The 17,140-nt window shown below is 56.1% G+C and carries 16 protein-coding genes, 2 tRNA genes and 1 other annotated feature; of the genes, 10 read left to right on the top strand and 8 right to left on the bottom strand.

From position 1 onward, the window contains the following. Positions 1–3: 3 nt before the first annotated feature. Positions 4–903, bottom strand: coding sequence for an ATP phosphoribosyltransferase (gene hisG, locus LBF07_RS03190; RefSeq protein WP_028018500.1), 900 nt, complete (start codon positions 901–903; stop codon positions 4–6). 45 nt (positions 904–948) lie between these two features. After that, positions 949–1,072: a sequence feature (His leader region), on the bottom strand. Beyond that, on the bottom strand, positions 1,048–1,098 hold the full coding sequence (gene hisL, locus LBF07_RS03185) for a his operon leader peptide (protein WP_001364200.1): 51 nt from the start codon (positions 1,096–1,098) through the stop codon (positions 1,048–1,050). It overlaps the preceding feature by 25 nt. 175 nt (positions 1,099–1,273) lie before the next feature. Between hisL and LBF07_RS03180 the strand changes: the two genes are divergently transcribed. The 4 genes from LBF07_RS03180 to LBF07_RS03165 all read left to right on the top strand — a co-directional run bounded on the left by LBF07_RS03180 (position 1,274) and on the right by LBF07_RS03165 (position 4,700). Beyond that, on the top strand, positions 1,274–2,098 hold the full coding sequence (locus tag LBF07_RS03180; RefSeq protein WP_094934012.1) for an SDR family oxidoreductase: 825 nt from the start codon (positions 1,274–1,276) through the stop codon (positions 2,096–2,098). A gap of 42 nt (positions 2,099–2,140) precedes the next feature. Beyond that, positions 2,141–3,070, top strand: a complete 930-nt coding sequence (locus LBF07_RS03175) for a LysR substrate-binding domain-containing protein (protein ID WP_047173633.1) — start codon at positions 2,141–2,143, stop codon at positions 3,068–3,070. 219 nt (positions 3,071–3,289) lie between these two features. Next, complete coding sequence (gene yoeI, locus LBF07_RS03170; protein ID WP_099458931.1) at positions 3,290–3,352, top strand: membrane protein YoeI; 63 nt, start codon at positions 3,290–3,292, stop codon at positions 3,350–3,352. Continuing rightward, positions 3,342–4,700 (top strand): APC family permease, encoded by a 1,359-nt coding sequence (locus tag LBF07_RS03165; RefSeq protein WP_023336236.1) that lies wholly within the window; start codon positions 3,342–3,344, stop codon positions 4,698–4,700. Before yoeI ends, LBF07_RS03165 begins: the two co-directional genes overlap by 11 nt. 113 nt (positions 4,701–4,813) lie before the next feature. Here the strand turns inward: LBF07_RS03165 and sbcB are convergent, their stop codons facing one another. Then, a complete protein-coding gene (gene sbcB, locus LBF07_RS03160; protein WP_370642521.1) occupies positions 4,814–6,250 on the bottom strand; it encodes an exodeoxyribonuclease I in 1,437 nt (478 codons plus the stop codon). A gap of 198 nt (positions 6,251–6,448) precedes the next feature. Here sbcB and dacD point away from each other — a divergent pair, with 198 nt between their 5' ends. From dacD to LBF07_RS03140, 4 genes are all read left to right on the top strand, one after another. Then, positions 6,449–7,615 (top strand): serine-type D-Ala-D-Ala carboxypeptidase DacD, encoded by a 1,167-nt coding sequence (gene dacD / locus LBF07_RS03155; RefSeq protein ID WP_206461966.1) that lies wholly within the window; start codon positions 6,449–6,451, stop codon positions 7,613–7,615. A gap of 119 nt (positions 7,616–7,734) precedes the next feature. Continuing rightward, positions 7,735–8,208 (top strand): DNA gyrase inhibitor SbmC, encoded by a 474-nt coding sequence (sbmC, locus tag LBF07_RS03150; protein ID WP_033145946.1) that lies wholly within the window; start codon positions 7,735–7,737, stop codon positions 8,206–8,208. Between the two features lie 92 nt (positions 8,209–8,300). After that, the gene (locus tag LBF07_RS03145; RefSeq protein WP_063928009.1) at positions 8,301–9,359 is read left to right on the top strand and encodes an FUSC family protein; all 1,059 of its coding nucleotides are present in this window, start codon (positions 8,301–8,303) and stop codon (positions 9,357–9,359) included. Between the two features lie 158 nt (positions 9,360–9,517). Continuing rightward, positions 9,518–9,853, top strand: coding sequence for a DUF496 family protein (locus tag LBF07_RS03140; RefSeq protein WP_008499467.1), 336 nt, complete (start codon positions 9,518–9,520; stop codon positions 9,851–9,853). A gap of 47 nt (positions 9,854–9,900) precedes the next feature. Here LBF07_RS03140 and LBF07_RS03135 read toward each other — a convergent pair whose 3' ends face one another. Both LBF07_RS03135 and LBF07_RS03130 read right to left on the bottom strand, forming a co-directional pair. After that, positions 9,901–10,236 carry a gamma-glutamylcyclotransferase family protein gene (locus tag LBF07_RS03135; protein ID WP_094934009.1) on the bottom strand — a complete coding sequence of 112 codons (336 nt, stop codon included), beginning with the start codon at positions 10,234–10,236 and terminating at the stop codon, positions 9,901–9,903. Between the two features lie 53 nt (positions 10,237–10,289). After that, a tRNA-Asn gene (locus tag LBF07_RS03130) sits at positions 10,290–10,365 on the bottom strand. Positions 10,366–10,526: 161 nt separating this feature from the next. Here LBF07_RS03130 and emmdR point away from each other — a divergent pair. Then, positions 10,527–11,981, top strand: a complete 1,455-nt coding sequence (emmdR, locus tag LBF07_RS03125) for a multidrug efflux MATE transporter EmmdR (protein WP_127341050.1) — start codon at positions 10,527–10,529, stop codon at positions 11,979–11,981. A gap of 103 nt (positions 11,982–12,084) precedes the next feature. Beyond that, a tRNA-Asn gene (locus LBF07_RS03120) sits at positions 12,085–12,160 on the top strand. Between the two features lie 141 nt (positions 12,161–12,301). On the opposite strand, the gene LBF07_RS03115 is transcribed toward LBF07_RS03120, so the two are convergent. The 3 genes from LBF07_RS03115 to shiA form a co-directional block, all read right to left on the bottom strand. After that, complete coding sequence (locus LBF07_RS03115; protein ID WP_094934007.1) at positions 12,302–14,068, bottom strand: aminopeptidase P family protein; 1,767 nt, start codon at positions 14,066–14,068, stop codon at positions 12,302–12,304. 18 nt (positions 14,069–14,086) lie between these two features. Continuing rightward, positions 14,087–15,541 carry an AMP nucleosidase gene (locus LBF07_RS03110; RefSeq protein WP_023312354.1) on the bottom strand — a complete coding sequence of 485 codons (1,455 nt, stop codon included), beginning with the start codon at positions 15,539–15,541 and terminating at the stop codon, positions 14,087–14,089. 73 nt (positions 15,542–15,614) lie between these two features. Then, entirely contained in the window at positions 15,615–16,928 is a 1,314-nt protein-coding gene (gene shiA / locus LBF07_RS03105) for a shikimate transporter (protein WP_094934006.1), read from the bottom strand. Between the last annotated feature and the right edge of the window lie 212 nt (positions 16,929–17,140).

Here is a 17,140-nt window from a genome sequence, read left to right as displayed (position 1 = left end):
CCATTACTCCATCATCTTCTCAATAGGCAGCACCAGGATGGAGCTTGCACCCAGCGCCTTCAGTTTTTCCATGGTTTCCCAGAACAGGGTTTCGCTGCTCACCATGTGCATCGCCACGCGCTGCTGATCGCCCGCCAGCGGCAGGATGGTTGGACGCTCAGCTCCCGGCAGCAGGGCAATCACTTCATCCAGACGCTCGGTTGGGGCGTGCATCATGATGTATTTAGACTCACGCGCCTGAATCACGCCCTGAATGCGGGTCAGCAGCTTGTCGATCAGCTGCTGCTTGGCGTCGGCCATGTCGCCGTCGCGCTGAATCAGGCACGCTTTAGAGCGGTAGATCACTTCCACTTCGCGCAGACCGTTGGCTTCTAGCGTCGCGCCGGTAGAGACGAGGTCACAGATGGCGTCAGCCAGACCCGCACGCGGCGCCACTTCAACGGAGCCGTTCAGCAGGCAGGATTTAAACTGCACGCCTTTCTGGTCGAGATAACGCTTTAACAGGTGAGGGTAAGAGGTGGCAATACGTTTGCCGTTCAGCGCGGCCGGGCCGTCCCACGCTTCGTCAACCGGCGTAGCCAGGGACAGGCGGCAGCCGCCGAAGTCCAGACGACGCAGGGTGAAGTAACGCGGATCTTCGCCCTGCGCGCGGCGGGTCAGCAGCTCTTCTTCCAGCACGTTTTCCCCTATAATGCCGAGGTCAACGACGCCATCCATGACCAGGCCGGGAATATCGTCATCACGTACGCGCAGAATGTCGATGGGCATGTTTTCAGCCAGAGCAATCAGGCGCTGGGTGTGCAGGTTAATTTTAATCCCGCAGCGGGCCAGCAGTTCGCGCGAGTCGTCGCTCAAACGGCCTGATTTTTGAATAGCTATGCGTAAGCGTGAGTTATCTAACATTCTTTATTCCTCGTTAACCTGTTTTAACCTGTCTGAATTCGGTCCAAAAAAAAGCCCCCGGAAGAAGATCTTCCGGGGGCTTTTTCATGCGTTCATGCACCACTGGAAGATCCAAACGTCTTCCAGCACACATCGCCTGAAAGACTAGTCAGGATGATGGTGATGATGGTGGTGTTTAAATTGAACGCGTGTCATATAAATTCTCGATGAATGCTTATTCATTTGATGTCTTTTAACCTAAACCAGTTGTACGACATATTGCAAGGGCTTTTTTTGATCATTAATTCATTTCATATTGATGCTATGAATTGTGTGTTCTGCCGGGCTGGCGTAGCCTTATAAAAGACGAGTGAGAGTCAGGAGAATTCGCATGAAAAAGGTCGCGATTGTCGGTTTAGGATGGCTGGGAATGCCGCTGGCGATGTCATTAGCCGCGAAAGGCTGGCAGGTGACCGGGAGCAAAACCACGGCGGATGGGGTAGAGGCAGCGCGCATGTGCGGTATTGATGGCGTTGAGCTGCGCCTTGAACCGGAGCTGGTGTGTGATGCTGACGATCTGGACACGCTGATGAACGTCGATGCGCTGGTGATCACGCTCCCCGCGCGGCGCAGTGGCCCGGGAGAGTCGTTTTATCTGCAGGCGATACAGGAGATCGTCGACAGCGCGCTGGCGCACCATGTTCCGCGCATCATTTTTACCAGCTCGACGTCGGTGTATGGCGAAGTTGAGGGCGTGGTGAAAGAGAGTTCCGAGCGCCGTCCCGTGACGGCGAGCGGTCAGGTTCTGAAAGAGCTGGAAGACTGGCTGCATCATCTTCCCGGCACGCAGGTCGATATTGTACGTCTGGCGGGGCTGGTGGGCCCTGGCCGCCATCCGGGACGCTTTTTTGCCGGTAAGTCTGCGCCAGACGGCCAGCATGTCGTCAATCTTGTGCATCTTGACGATGTTGTTGCAGCGATTGAGCTACTCTTACAGGCTCCGAAAGGTGGACACATCTATAATATATGTGCACCTTCTCATCCGGCGCGCAGCACGTTTTACCCGCTGATGGCACGTCAGCTGGGTCTGGCTCCGCCGGTTTTTGGTGAGGCAAAGGATGACAGTAAAGGCAAAATTGTTGATGGCAATCGCATTTGTCATGAGCTGGGGTTTGAGTATCAGTATCCCGATCCGCTGGTGATGCCCATGGAATAAGACCCGCAGCGGAGACGATCGCGCACCAGAAGGGGGGCGAGCATGAAACCGCTGCTGGATGTTCTTATTATTCTGGATGCTCTGGAAAAAGAGGGGAGCTTTGCCGCTGCGTCAGCAAAGCTCTACAAAACCCCATCTGCGCTGAGCTATACCGTTCAAAAACTGGAAAGCGATCTCAATATCCAGATCCTCGATCGCTCCGGGCACCGCGCACGTTTTACCCGTACCGGACAGATGCTGCTGGAAAAAGGCCGCGAAGTCCTCCATACCGTTCGTGAACTCGAAAAACAGGCCGTTAAACTCCATCAGGGGTGGGAAAACGAGCTGGTTATTGGCGTGGATGATACCTTTCCGTTTTCTCTCCTGACGCCGCTGATCGAAGCCTTCTATCAACACCACAGCGTGACCCGGCTTATCTTTATCAACGGCGTGCTGGGTGGCTCCTGGGAAGCCTTGACGCAGGGCAGGGCGGATATTTTTGTCGGTGCACTCCATGAGCCTCCCCAACTGAGTGATTTTGGTTTTGCCCGCCTCGGCGTGCTCGAGCAGGTGTTTGCCGTAGCGCCCCATCATCCGCTGGCTCAGGAACCCGAGCCGCTTAACCGTCGCGTAATTAAAGGCTACCGAGCCATCGTGGTCGGGGACAGCTCGCGTCCGGAATGTTCGGTCTCCTCGCAGCTGCTTGATGAGCAGGAGGCCATTACCGTTTTCGATTTTAAAACCAAGCTGGAACTGCAAATAAGCGGCCTGGGCTGCGGCTATTTGCCCCGCTATCTGGCGCAGCGGTTTATAGACAGCGGTGCGCTTGTTGAAAAACAGGTACTTGCTCAAAGCAGTAATGAATCGGTGTGGGTAGGCTGGAATGAACAAACTGCCGGGCTTGCAAGCGCCTGGTGGCGAGACGAGATTTTAGCAAATAGTGCTATCGCCGCCGTTTACTCTCAGCCCGGCGTCCAGAAATCAGCCAGTTAGCAAAAAGAAAATTGTCCCGTGCTTTGTAAAGTATTGCCTTTTGTATCCGATGTGGGGCAAAATGCCGCCGCTGCAACCAAATGAATAATCGACGATATAAAAGGCGTCGGTTATTTTTTTTTGCATGTACGAAACGAAACTAAAAACCAAGAGGCCGGGCTTCGTACCGGATAGATATTTACTAAAATCCGACAGTTGTTGTCGCTGAGGAAGAAAGAAATGGGGCAATTTTTCGCTTACGTGGCGGTTATCACCGTAAAGGAGAATAACTATGTCGCATAACGCAACTCCAAACACCTCTCGCGTGGAATTACGTAAAACGCTTACGTTGATTCCGGTTGTTATGATGGGCCTTGCCTATATGCAACCGATGACGCTGTTCGATACATTCGGTATCGTATCGGGCCTCACAGACGGTCACGTGGCAACGGCTTACGCCTTTGCGCTGGTCGCTATTCTCTTTACTGCGCTGAGCTACGGTAAACTGGTTCGCCGTTTCCCGTCTGCAGGCTCTGCCTACACCTATGCCCAAAAATCCATCAGCCCGGCGGTTGGCTTTATGGTGGGCTGGTCATCTCTGCTGGACTATCTGTTCATGCCGATGATCAACATTCTGCTGGCAAAAATTTACTTCGAAGCGCTGGTGCCTTCTGTTCCATCGTGGATCTTCGTTGTCGCGCTGGTGGCCTTTATGACCATCTCTAACCTGCGCAGCATCAAGACCGTGGCGAACTTCAATACCCTGATTGTTATTCTGCAGATGGGCATTGTGGCGGTTATCGTTGGCCTGATCATCTACGGTGTTTCTCACGGTGAAGGTGCAGGTACGCTGACCAGCACGCGTCCATTCTGGTCTGAAGGTGCGCACGTTGTGCCGATGATTACCGGTGCGACAATTCTGTGCTTCTCGTTCCTGGGCTTTGACGGTATCTCTTCTCTGTCCGAAGAGACCAAAGATGCTGAGCGCGTGATCCCGAAAGCGATTTTCCTGACAGCGCTGATTGGCGGCCTGATCTTTATCGGAGCTTCCTACTTCCTGCAGCTGTACTTCCCGGATATCTCTCGCTTTAAAGATCCGGATGCGTCACAGCCTGAAATCATGCTGTATGTTGCGGGTAAAACCTTCCAGTGGGGCGTGCTGATCTTCTCCAGCGTGACCGTACTGGCGTCCGGCATGGCGGCACACGCAGGCGTTTCTCGTCTGATGTACGTGATGGGCCGTGACGGCGTATTCCCGACCCGTTTCTTCGGCTACGTTCATCCGAAATGGCGTACTCCGGCGTGGAACGTGCTGCTGGTTGGCGCTATTGCCCTGCTGGCGATTAAATTCGACCTGGTGACGGCGACCGCGCTGATTAACTTCGGTGCGCTGGTGGCGTTTACCTTCGTTAACCTCTCCGTCATCTCCCAGTTCTGGATCCGTGAGAAGCGCAACAAAACGCTGAAAGACCACTTCAACTATCTGGTGCTGCCAGTGTGTGGTGCCCTGACCGTGGGCGCGCTGTGGATTAACCTGGAAGAGAGCTCTATGGTTCTGGGTTTGATCTGGGGTGCTATCGGTTTGGTTTACCTGGCCTGCGTCACGAAGAGCTTCCGTAACCCGGTTCCACAGTACGAAGACGTCGCGTAATTCCGTGTCGGGTGGCGGCTACGCCTTACCCGACCTACAAAGCCCGTAGGCCTGCGCCATCGGGCAAAAAAAAGCCGGAGACATCGCCTCCGGCTTTTTTTTATACCCCTCGCTCAGACAATCTCTTGAGCGTACTGGAACAGGGATTTCAACAGCGCCTGTTTCTCAGCATTCCCTTCATACTGGCCATAAAGCATTTCCAGCTCCTGAGCATAGCTATTAAGGAACTCCTGGGTAAAGACATTGCGACGATGCTGCAGCCAGCGATCCTGCTCTGCCTCGTCCAGCGTGCCGGGGAAGTTACGCGCGCGGTAGTTAAACATCAGCTTTTCGATGCGTTTATCGGCGAAAGTAATATCCAGCGCCGGTAAGTTACGCGGCTCGGTTTGCAGAACGATATTCATCGCCGCGCGGTCGGCATCGCTGAAGAAGCCGTTGTAGAGCTGGGCATCAACGTTTTCAGACGGCACGAACGGCTCCGCCTCGGCAAAGATAGCAACCACTTTCTCGCGCACCTGCGGGTTATCGCGCAGCACTTTCAGGTTATCGAGGCAGTGCTGACGGTTAATGCCCAGTCTGTCCGCATCTTCCGGGCGCAGCGTATTCGCCTGCGCGAGTACCGGACATTTATTGATATGCACCAGTTTGACCGGCACCGCAGGCAGATCGCCGAGTTCATTTTTCGGAGTATAAAGCCGTTCGCGCAGGGTATCGCTGTCGAGCTCAAGCAGCGGCGAAATATCGCCAGCTAAATCCACCATGATGACCGCATTACGGTTGTCCGGATGCCAGGCCAGCGGGGCGACCCAGCTGGTATTCCCGCGCCAGGCGCCAAACATGCCGGAGATATGCACCAGCGGCTTCATCTGTGGGACATCAATCAGCGTGGTTAACTTCTGTTTACTGCGGTGGCTCAGCAGATACTCAAACAGCCGGGGCTGCGCGCTTTTCACCAGCTTCGCCATGGCAATGGTGGCATAGACGTCCGCCATCGCGTCGTGGGCATTGCTGTGCTCGATGCCGTTGGCGCGCGTCAGGTGTTCCAGCCGGAAGCTGGTCAGCCCTTCCTCATTTTCCGGCCAGTTAATGCCCTCAGGACGCAGGGCATAACAGGCGCGCATGATGTCGAGCAAATCCCAGCGTGAATTGCGGTTCTGCCAGCTCCAGGCATAGGGATCGTAGAAGTTGCGATAGAAGATGTTGCGCGTTACTTCGTCATCGAAGCGGATGTTGTTGTAACCGACCACGCAGGTATTGGGGACGGTAAACAGATCGTGGATGCGTCGGGCGAATTCTGCCTCGTTAACGCCTTTCTCGCGCGCTTCCTGAGGAGTGATCCCGGTGACCATGACCGCCCCGGGTTGCGGCAGGTAGTCATCAGCCGGTTTGCAGTAAAAGACCTCAGGCTCGCCAATAATGTTGAATTCGTCGTCGGTACGGATGGCGGCAAACTGCGCCGGTCGGTCCAGCGCCGGGTGCGTGCCAAAGGTTTCGTAGTCATGGAATAAAAAAGTCGGGCGAGCGGCAGAGTCAGACACCAGTAATACCATCCTGTTAAAAAATGACGTCACTATGGTAAACGATCGTGCGGTTCAGACCGAATAAAAAGCACCGCCGTCGAGCAAATTTGCGCGCCAGCTTCAGAGAAAAACCTGTGCGCTGTCACATTTTTTTGCAATTAAGCCAGGTAACGACATCAGAACTCCCGTAAAAAGGTCATCGATTTTTAATGACCTGAGGATATACCGTTGAAACGCCGTCTGTTTATTGCTGTTTCTTTACTCGCTTCGAGTGTCTCATCTGCTTTTGCGGCCGAACCACTGGATTTTTCGCCGCAGCCTCCGGCCATTCAAGCTGGCTCCTGGGTGTTGATGGACTACACGACTGGTCAGATCTTAACGGCGGGTAACGAACATCAACAACGTAATCCGGCGAGCCTGACCAAGCTGATGACGGGATATGTGGTTGACCGGGCCATTGATAGCCATCGCATTACGCCGGACGACATTGTCACCGTCGGGCGTGACGCATGGGCAAAAGGCAACCCGGTTTTTGACGGCTCGTCGCTGATGTTCCTGAAAGAGGGCGATCGCGTCTCCGTGCGTGACTTAAGCCGCGGTCTGATTGTCGATTCCGGCAACGACGCCTGCGTGGCGCTGGCCGATCACGTGGCGGGCGGTCAGCCGCAGTTTGTGAAGATGATGAACGACTACGTGCAGAAGCTGAGCCTGCGCGATACGCACTTTGAAACCGTCCACGGGCTGGACGCGCCGGGCCAGCACAGCTCGGCCTATGACCTGGCCGTACTCTCCCGGGCCATCATCCACGGCGAGCCTGAGTTTTATCATATGTACAGCGAAAAGAGCCTGACCTGGAACGGGATCACCCAGCAGAACCGTAACGGCCTGCTGTGGGATAAAACCATGAACGTGGACGGCCTTAAAACGGGACATACCTCGGGGGCGGGCTTTAACCTGATTGCCTCCGCCGTTGACGGGCAGCGTCGTTTAATCGCGGTGGTCATGGGGGCGGACAGCCCGAAGGGGCGTGAGGACCAGGCCCGAAAACTGCTGCACTGGGGGCAGCAGAATTTCGATACGGTGCAAATCCTGCATAGCGGTAAAAAAGTGGGGACAGAGCGTATCTGGTACGGTGATAAGGAGCAGGTGAAACTGGGCACCGACCAGGACTTCTGGCTGGCCTTGCCGAAAGCGGAAGTGCCGAACATCAAGGCCAAATACGTGCTGGATAAAAAAGAGCTGGAAGCGCCGATTGCTGCGCATCAGCGGGTAGGGGAGATCCAGCTCTATGACCGCGACAAAGTGGTGGCGCACTGGCCGCTGGTGACGCTGGAAGCCGTTGATAAAGGCGGACTGTTCTCTCGCATGAGCGATTATCTGCACCACACGCTCTAGCGGTTGATGAGCAGACTGGCGGGGTTGCGAGTCTGCTCACATAATAAACACTTCACGTTTGCTGAACCCTCAGAATTCGCTTTATAGTGTATGTATATACAGTAATAAATGGAGGCAGCATGGACTACAGCATCAAGCAGCAACAGAAACGTAAGATTGCCGGTTTTCATTTGGTCGGACCGTGGGAACAAACGGTAAAACAGGGCTTTGAACAGCTGGTGATGTGGGTGGACGGGCGCCACATTGAGCCGCTGGAGTGGGTTGCGGTCTACTACGATAACCCCGACGAGGTCCCGGCAGAAAAACTGCGCTGCGATACGGCCGTTACGGTACCTGACGATTTCGTTATCCCGGAAAACAGCGAAGGCGTCATGATGACGGAAATCGCGGCCGGGGATTATGCCGTGGCGACGGCGCGCGTGGAAAACTACGACTTCGCCACGCCGTGGTATCAGTTCTTTAATTCCCTGCTGCAGGACAATAAGTACCAGATGGCGCTCAAACCCTGCTTTGAGCGCTATCTCAATGACGGTAATGCAGACGGCTACTGGGATATCGAAATGTATATCGCGGTAGAGCATAAAACGGCTTAAGCCTGCTAAATGAAGGGTTTTTCAGCCGGGAGCGAGCCGCCCGGCTGAAAACACAGTACAATTGTGATTTGCCGTGTAGCTGGAGAGCGGGTGTGCGTCCCGACAAATCATTAACCCCTTTTGAAATTCGCTTGTACAAACATTACCGCGTGGTGCATGGGTGTCGCATCGCGCTGGCGTTCGTATTGACGTTTGTACTGGTCCGTTTGCTTGATGTTCCGGAAGGGACGTGGCCGCTGATCACCCTGGTGGTGGTTATGGGGCCCATCTCGTTTTGGGGGAACGTTGTTCCGCGCGCCTTTGAGCGAATTGGCGGGACGGTTTTAGGCTCGGCCCTTGGGCTTATTGCCCTGAAGCTGGAGCTTATCTCGTTTCCCGTGATGCTGGCATGGTGCGGGGCCGCCATGTTCCTGTGCGGCTGGCTGGCGTTGGGCAAAAGACCGTATCAGGCCTTGCTGATTGGGATTACTCTCGCGGTGGTTGTCGGTGCGCCCGCCGGGGATATGACCACGGCGCTGTGGCGAAGCGGGGATGTCATCCTTGGGTCACTGCTGGCCATGCTCTTCACCGGTATCTGGCCGCAGCGGGCTTTTCTGCACTGGCGTATTCAGATGGCGAACTACGTCACCGCCTTTAACCGCGTCTATCAGGCCGGTTTTTCCCCGAATCTGGTCGAACGTCCCCGGCTGGAAAAGCATCTGCAAACGATCCTCAACGACGTGGTCAAAATGCGCGGCCTGATCACGCCCGCCAGCAAAGAAACCCATATTCAGAAATCGATTTTCGAAGCCATCCAGACGGTAAGCCGCAATCTGGTCTGCATGCTTGAACTGCAGATCAACGCGCACTGGGCCTCGCGTCCCAGCCATCTGTTGATGCTTAACGCGCAGACCCTCAAAGAGACCCAGCAGATGACGCAGCAAACGCTGTTGACCATCGCTCATGCGCTCTATGAAGGGAACCCGCAGCCGATACTGGCCAACAGTGAGCGGCTGAATGAGATCGTCGTGGAGCTGAAGCAGTTAATCAATGAGCGCCAGAGCGATAACGTGGCGGAAACGCCTATTCATGGCTACGTCTGGCTGAGCATGGAACTGGCGCGGCAGCTTGAGCTGTTATCGCACCTTATTTGCCGGGCGCTGCGCAAATAAAAGGCTTATGTGACGCCTGCTGCTTCGATTCAGCAGCAATTGGGGTTATGATAGCTTTAAACGATATACTCATTGTCATTCGCAGCCGCTGTCAGTAAGGTTATTGTTACAGCGGTTGCCTTAACGAATCCGAATCTCACATTATCAGGGGTGTAAAAATGGAAACTACCAAGCCTTCGTTCCAGGATGTTCTGGAATTCGTCCGCCTGTTCCGCCGCAAAAACAAGCTGCAGCGTGAAATCCAGGACGTTGAGAAGAAGATCCGTGACAACCAGAAACGTGTTCTGCTCCTCGACAACCTGAGCGACTACATCAAGCCAGGTATGAGCGTTGAAGCTATTCAGGGCATCATCGCCAGCATGAAGAGCGACTATGAAGACCGCGTTGATGACTACATCATCAAAAACGCTGAGCTGTCCAAAGAGCGTCGCGACATCTCTAAAAAGCTGAAAGTGATGGGCGAAATCAAAAACGGCGAAGCAAAAAGCGAGTAATCGCAGCGAATGGTGAAAAAGGCTCTCTGGTGACAGAGAGCCTTTTTTTATGACTCAGAACGCGGCTGTAGCTGATAAATCCAGGCCTGAACCTGCTTGCCTTCAAGGGTGGTCACCGTGACCTCAACCCGATCGTAGCCGTCTTCAAATTCGTCCAGCATTTGCCAGTGCGCGGCAAGGTTATCCGAGATAAACAGATAGCCTTCGACGCGGGAGCCGTCAGGGTGAAGCACAATTCCCGGGAAGTCCGCCGCGGCGCCCCAGCCGCGTTCGTAAAACGTGCCGGATACGGAACCGGCCAGCCATTCGCCGCCGATGTTTTCAAGAATATGCGTATTAGAGTGGCCCGGGCGCAGCGTGCCGTAGACAAACAGAGCGTTCATTTTCCCTCATCCGCAAAGCAAAAAGCCTGCTATAAAAGCAGGCTTTTTAAATTTGGCTCCTCTGACTGGACTCGAACCAGTGACATACGGATTAACAGTCCGCCGTTCTACCGACTGAACTACAGAGGAATCGTTGTGGAGGCTTATCTTAGCGGCGAAAAAAGTTTTGTCAAACCTGATCTTAGGGAAAATCGACTGATTGCTGATTCTGTCGTCAGTTTGTTGTAAATCCACACATCTTTTTCTGGAAAATACTTTGCAGGATTAGCATTTGTCCCCCATCATTTGAAATGGAGTTTCAACTTTTCTCGCTAAGGTCCATTTTGAACGTCACTGCCTCCTTACGCCAGGCGATAACTCGCACGCCATGGTATGCAAAACGTAAAAGCTATCGTGTCCTGTTCTGGCGTGAAATCACCCCTCTTGCCGTGCCTATCTTCCTGGAAAATACCTGCGTTCTGCTGATGGGGGTTTTGAGCACCTTCCTGGTAAGCTGGCTGGGAAAAGAGGCGATGGCTGGGGTTGGGCTGGCGGACAGCTTTAACATGGTGGTGATCTCGTTCTTTGCCGCCATAGATCTCGGGACGACGGTGGTGGTGGCCTTTAGCCTCGGCAAGCTTGATCCCAAACGTGCACGCGAGGCGGCCCGCCAGTCGCTGATGATCATGACCATTTTTTCGATCGTTCTGGCGGCGGTGATCCACTATTTCGGTAAAGAGATTATCGATTTTGTCGCCGGGGAGGCCACGAACGAGGTTAAAGACCTTGCGCTGACCTACCTGGAAATGACCGTCTTAAGCTATCCGGCGGCGGCCATTGCGCTGATTGGCAGCGGCGCGCTGCGCGGGGCGGGCAATACCAAAATTCCGCTGCTGATCAACGGCGGGATGAATATCCTGAATATCATTATCAGCAGCGTGCTGATTTACGGCGTGTTCTCGTGGGAGGGGCTGGGGTTCGTCGGTGCCGGACTGGGATTAACCATTTCACGCTATATCGGTGCGGCTGCCATCATCGGGGTGCTGATGGCGGGGATTACCCCCTCGCTGCGTCTGACGCTAAAAAGCTATTTCCGCCCCTTTAATTTCGCCATTATCTGGGAAGTGATGGGGATCGGCATCCCCGCCAGCATAGAATCGGTGTTGTTCAACGGCGGGAAGCTGCTCACGCAGATGTTTGTCGCCGGGATGGGGACCAACGTTATCGCCGGTAACTTTATCGCCTTCTCTATTGCCTCGCTGATTAACCTGCCGGGTAACGCGCTGGGTTCGGCATCGACCATCATCACGGGTAAACGGCTCGGGAAAGGGCAGATAGGCCAGGCGGAGCGGCAGCTGCGGCACGTGTTCTGGCTGTCAACCATTGGGCTGACGCTGATCGCCTGGGGAACCGCGCCGTTTGCCGGGCTGATGGCCTCGTTCTATACCCACGAAGACGACGTTAAAGAGGTCGTTAAGATCCTTATCTGGCTCAACGCGGCCTTTATGCCCATCTGGGCGGCCTCATGGGTATTGCCCGCCGGGCTGAAAGGGGCGCGCGATGCCCGCTTTGCGATGTGGGTATCGATGCTCGGCATGTGGGGATGTCGCGTTGTCGCGGGGTATACGCTCGGGGTGATGCTCGGATGGGGTGTGGTCGGCGTCTGGCTGGGGATGTTCCTCGACTGGGCCGTGCGGGGCGCGCTGTTCTACTGGCGGATGGTCAGCGGACGCTGGCTGTGGAAATATCCGCGAAAAAATGCCTGACTATTGCGCGAAGTGGAGAATAATTCGGCAAACGATCGGAAATGTGCATTCTGCCTTTGACATCCCGGGGGAGCATCGATAATATGCGCCCCGTTCACACGATTCCTCTGTAGTTCAGTCGGTAGAACGGCGGACTGTTAATCCGTATGTCACTGGTTCGAGTCCAGTCAGAGGAGCCAAATTTAAAAAGCCTGCTTTTAAGCAGGCTTTTTGCTTTTCTGCGCAAGGTAAATGCAAAACGGCAACCTTGTTGCCGTTTTTAGTGTGTGCACCCTCTCCCGTGGGAGAGGGTTGGGGTGAGGGCTCCAGACCGCACGAAATTACAAACCAATCGGTGCCGTCGCCTCAACCAGCCACTCATGCGCATCGCTATTCACCAGAGGTAAAAGCGCCTCGCGTACCTGCTGATGATATTCATCCAGCCACTGCTTTTCCTGCTCGCTCAGCAGATGCAGCTCAACCTGACTTAAGTCGATCGGGATCAGCGTCAGCGAGGCGAATTTGCAGAACCCCGGACGGCTCTCCACAACCTCCACCTGGTTTTCAATACGAATACCGTGACTATCGCCCAGATAGTAGCCCGGCTCGATAGTCATGATGTTGCCTGCCACCAGCGGCCACGGATTGACCTTTTTGGCGATGCGATGCGGGTTCTCATGGATCAGCAGCTGGTGCCCCACGCCGTGCCCCGTGCCGTGATCGTAATCCAGCCCCATCTCCCACAGCGGGCGACGCGCAAACGCATCCAGCTGATGCCCCTGAGTCCCGGAAGGAAACTGCAGGGTAATAAGCGACAGGAAGCCTCTCAGCACGGCTGTGTAGTGCAGGCGCGGCTGCGGATCGACTTTCCCCCATGCCAGCGTGCGCGTGGCGTCGGTGGTGCCGTTAGCGTACTGACCGCCGGAATCGTTCAGGTAAAAATGGTCATGGCCGATGGGCTTATTGCTGGCCTCGCTCGAATGATAGTGGCACATCGCCGCATTGCTCGAAGAGGCGGAGATGGTCGCAAAACTCTGCTCGATGAACCCGGGCTGCTGTTGACGGAACGCAAGCTGCTGCGCCTGCGCGTCCAGCTCGGTGAGCGGTTGTCCTGCCGCCTCGCGCAGCGGCACTTCGCGGCTCAGCCAGGCGAGGAAGTTGACCCACGCGGCCCCGTCCCGGTGATGGCACTCGCGATAACCTGCCAGCTCGACCGGGTTTTTAGTCGCTTTCATCAGAGTGATGGGGTCGGTCCGCCAGACAATTTCTCCCCGTGGCTCAATGGCGAAGCGCAGGGCCACCGGCGCGGAATCGGCATCAACCATCACCCGTTTGCCTACAGCACTCTGCTGGCAGCGTTCAATAAAGGTATCCTGCGGGGCAACGGTAAACGCATTGCGCAGATTATCAGGCAGGGCGCTGAGCTTATTGTCGTTAACAAACCACTCAACGTGACCGTCACGACCAAGAAGGGCAAAGGAGAGCGGTACCGGGCTGTAGGGAATATCCGCACCGCGCACGTTTAGCAGCCAGGCGATGTTATCCGGCAGGGTAACGGCGAGATAATCCGCATTGTTTGCGGCCAGTACGGCGGCAACGCGCTGACGTTTGTCCGCGCTGCGTTCGCCGCTGTGTTCAACCGGCATTTCACGGATAAGCCCCGCCGGTGCGGCAGGGCGATCGGTCCATAGCGTGTCAAACGGCGAGACCTTCAGAGGCACCAGCTCGCACGGCGTGGCAGACAGTTGCTCAAACTCCGCGTTGGTCATCAGCAGCGCGTCAAAACCGATGCGCGTTCCTGCCTCAACGTTTTCTGCCAGCCATTCTGCCAGCGGCTCGTTGTGCAGATGGTGGATCTCAACCTCATCCGTGTTGACCTGAACGCGCGCCTGAACCTGATAGCGCCCGTCGACGAACAGCAGCGCTTTGTTTTTCAGCACCAGCGCCACGCCGGCCGAACCGTCAAAGCCCGTCAGCCAGGCCAGCTTTTCGTCACAGGGCGCGCAGTATTCGCTCTGCCAGGCATCCGCCCGCGGGACGATCACCCCGTCGAGATGGCTGGCCTCAAGCCAGTGGCGCAGGGCAGAGAGCGGAGATGTGCTGGACATTGTTTTTCCTTATCGTGATTAGCGGAACGGCGGCTCGTTGAAGGTGCGCAGCTTGCGCGAATGCAGCTTGTCGCCCTCCGCGCGAAGTAAATCAATCGCACGAATACCAATCTGCAGATGCTCAGAGATAGCCCCTTCGTAGAAACGGTTGGCCTGGCCCGGTAGCTTAATTTCACCGTGCAGCGGCTTATCGGAGACGCACAGCAGAGTGCCGTAAGGGACGCGGAAGCGATATCCCTGCGCGGCAATGGTGGCGCTCTCCATATCGATCGCCACCGCGCGGCTCAGGTTGAACCGCAGCGCGGAGGCGGAGTAGCGCAGCTCCCAGTTGCGGTCATCCGTTGTGACGACGGTGCCGGTACGCAGGCGCTGCTTAACCTCTTCACCCGGCATACCGCTGACCTCTTTGGTGGCGTCATACAGCGCGCGCTGTACTTCGGCGATGCTCGGGATTGGGATATCCGGCGGCAGGACCGCATCAAGCACGTGATCATCGCGCAGATAGGCGTGGGCCAGCACGTAGTCGCCAATCAGCTGGCTTTCGCGCAGGCCGCCGCAGTGGCCAATCATCAGCCACACGTCCGGGCGCAGTACCGCCAGATGGTCGCAGATGGTCTTGGCATTTGACGGGCCAACGCCGATGTTGATCAGGGTGATGCCCTGACCGTCGGCGGTGATCAGGTGCCAGGCGGGCATCTGGTGCTTTTTCCACGCCAGGTCGGAAATGGCCTGCTCGGGCGCTTCGGTCTCCGCGGTGATCCAGATCCCGCCCGCGCAGGACAGCGCGATGTACGGGCTTTCCGGGTCGAGGATCTGGCTGCAGCCCCAGCGGACAAACTCGTCAACGTAACGGGTGTAGTTGGTAAAGAGCACGAACGGCTGGAAATGTTCGACTGGCGTACCGGTGTAGTGGCGCAGGCGCGCCAGGGAGAAATCGACCCGTCGGGCGTCAAAGTGCGACAAGGGAGAAAATTCTGCCGGGTGATAAATCCCGTCAGCCGTCTCATCGCCAATCTGTGAAAGTTCCGTCGTCGGGAAGTGGCGGGTCAGCCCCGCGCTCATGGAGCGGTCAAGGGTTAACGCCGAACCGTCAATCACGTACGGATACGGGATCTCATGCTGCGAGGGCTCAACGGCAATGTGCGCGCCGTAATCCTGGTACAGCAGCGTGAGTTGTTCTTCAAGATACGGGCGGAACAGCGCAGGGCGGGTGACGGTGGTGCTGTAGCAGCCGGAGTGGGTAAAGCGCGCGTAGGCGCGGGTTTTGGGATTACTGCTGGCGCTGCCGTCCCAGGTCACAGAGAGCGATGGATAAACAAAAAGGCCCTCGGTTCTGGCCTTTTGGTCGGGAAGTTTCCCTGTTTCGATATATTCGCTGATGGCGCCGCGCAGCGCGTTGACGGACTGTTCGTACAGCGCGTCGAGTTTTTCCAGCGCCTGAGCCGGGGTCAGGCTGGAGCCCTTATTATTCATCTCTGTCTCCTTGTTCCACAGGTGTGCGACTCTACCCGATAGTATGTCACACGCCCGTGAAACAAAAGGGAGATCAGCCGTGGCTCTTCTCTTTCATCAGCAGCGCCGTCGCCGCCGACAGCAGGCAGCCGGCCAGCAGATAAATCGCCACGCTGTGCCAGTTGCCGCCGGAGAAGGTCACCAGCGCGGCGGCAATAAACGGCGTAAATCCGCCGCCGACCACGCTTGCCACCTGGTAGCCCACGCCCGCGCCGCTGTAGCGGTAGCTTGCGCCGAACAGCTCGGTGAACATCGGCTGCTGGACGCAGACCACCATATCGTGAGCGATGTTGGCGAGCATGATGGCGAAGAAGACAATCCAGAAGATCGACTGCGCCTCGAGCGCCATAAAGAATGGCCAGGTGCTGAGGGTGCCAATCAGCGCCCCGGTGATGTAAACGCGACGGCGGCCAAACCGGTCCGCCAGCCAGGCGAAGCAGGGGATTGTCAGACAGCTGATCCCGCCGACCAGCAGGCCAATATTCAGGAACAGCTCGCGGGGCAGACCAAGGTTTTGCGTCGAGTAGTTCAGCGCAAACGCGGTGACGATATACATCGTCAGCAGTTCACAGAGGCGCAGGGCGATAATTTTCAGAAAAGCGCCAGGATGCCGGACGAGGGCTTCCATAACAGGAAGACGTGTGTTCGTGGCCGGTTTTTCCTGCTGCTTTTCGAACTCAGCCGACTCCTCCATCCCGTTACGGATCCACAGCGCGGCGATGACCAGCACGATGCTGAAGATAAACGGAATACGCCAGCCCCAGCTCAGGAACTGCTCGTCGGTGGTGAGCTGGCTGATTAGCGATACCAGCCCGGTGGAAAGCAGAAGGCCCACGCCGTACCCGACCTGTACGCCGCTGCTGTAAAACGCTTTCTTATTTTTCGGCGCGCTCTCTACGGATAACAGCGCCGCGCCGCCCCATTCGCCGCCCACGGCAAAACCCTGGATGGCGCGCAGCGTGACCAGCAGTACCGGCGCCCACCAGCCGATAGAGGCAAACGAGGGGAGAATACCGATAAGCGCGGTGGCGATCCCCATCATCCAGACGGTGAGCATCAGCATGCGCTTGCGGCCGAGGCGGTCGCCGAAGTGGCCGAATATCACCCCGCCCAGCGGGCGAAACAGAAAGCCGACGCCGAAGGTGGCAAACGCGGCGAGCGTGCCCATCGCAGGGCTGACCTGCGGGAAGAATTCGCGGTTAAAGACCAGGGCGGCAGTGATGCCGTAAAGCAGAAAATCATACCAGTCGACGACGGCACCCGCGAAGCTGCCTAAGGCTGCGCGGCGGGCACGATTGAGCGAAGGTGTCTCCTCGTTGGGACGATCGGAGATGAGGGTGGAGTCCATAGTTGTCCTGTCCGTACTGATTTTTTAATTATTGGTATAAGAAAAGGTCACTCACGTTGCGGCCGTCATATAAACGGAACCTATGAGACTACCGCGACAAAACGCCTGAGAAAACGTTTTTATCTTTCCGGATGGTGCTGAATAAATAAATTTCATCTACACCTGCGCCATATAATTATGTCTTCCCGGCTCCGTTAAGTGCTGAATGGTTT

Source organism: Enterobacter cloacae complex sp. ECL352, assembly GCF_020149545.1.
Lineage (GTDB): Bacteria > Pseudomonadota > Gammaproteobacteria > Enterobacterales > Enterobacteriaceae > Enterobacter > Enterobacter asburiae_B.
The sequence above is the reverse complement of the archived record's forward strand: the minus strand, read 5'-3'. Positions and strand labels throughout refer to the sequence as shown.

Excerpts from the sequence above, each read along its gene's own strand:
- emmdR (WP_127341050.1), top strand. The coding sequence starts at position 10,527 with ATGGAGTTTCAACTTTTCTCGCTAAGGTCCATTTTGAACGTCACTGCC.
- LBF07_RS03175 (WP_047173633.1), top strand. The coding sequence starts at position 2,141 with ATGAAACCGCTGCTGGATGTTCTTATTATTCTGGATGCTCTGGAAAAA.
- sbcB (WP_370642521.1), bottom strand. The coding sequence starts at position 6,250 with ATGGTATTACTGGTGTCTGACTCTGCCGCTCGCCCGACTTTTTTATTC.
- LBF07_RS03135 (WP_094934009.1), bottom strand. The coding sequence starts at position 10,236 with ATGAACGCTCTGTTTGTCTACGGCACGCTGCGCCCGGGCCACTCTAAT.
- sbmC (WP_033145946.1), top strand. The coding sequence starts at position 7,735 with ATGGACTACAGCATCAAGCAGCAACAGAAACGTAAGATTGCCGGTTTT.
- LBF07_RS03140 (WP_008499467.1), top strand. The coding sequence starts at position 9,518 with ATGGAAACTACCAAGCCTTCGTTCCAGGATGTTCTGGAATTCGTCCGC.
- shiA (WP_094934006.1), bottom strand. The coding sequence starts at position 16,928 with ATGGACTCCACCCTCATCTCCGATCGTCCCAACGAGGAGACACCTTCG.
- LBF07_RS03165 (WP_023336236.1), top strand. The coding sequence starts at position 3,342 with ATGTCGCATAACGCAACTCCAAACACCTCTCGCGTGGAATTACGTAAA.
- hisG (WP_028018500.1), bottom strand. The coding sequence starts at position 903 with ATGTTAGATAACTCACGCTTACGCATAGCTATTCAAAAATCAGGCCGT.
- LBF07_RS03115 (WP_094934007.1), bottom strand. The coding sequence starts at position 14,068 with ATGTCCAGCACATCTCCGCTCTCTGCCCTGCGCCACTGGCTTGAGGCC.
- LBF07_RS03110 (WP_023312354.1), bottom strand. The coding sequence starts at position 15,541 with ATGAATAATAAGGGCTCCAGCCTGACCCCGGCTCAGGCGCTGGAAAAA.
- LBF07_RS03180 (WP_094934012.1), top strand. The coding sequence starts at position 1,274 with ATGAAAAAGGTCGCGATTGTCGGTTTAGGATGGCTGGGAATGCCGCTG.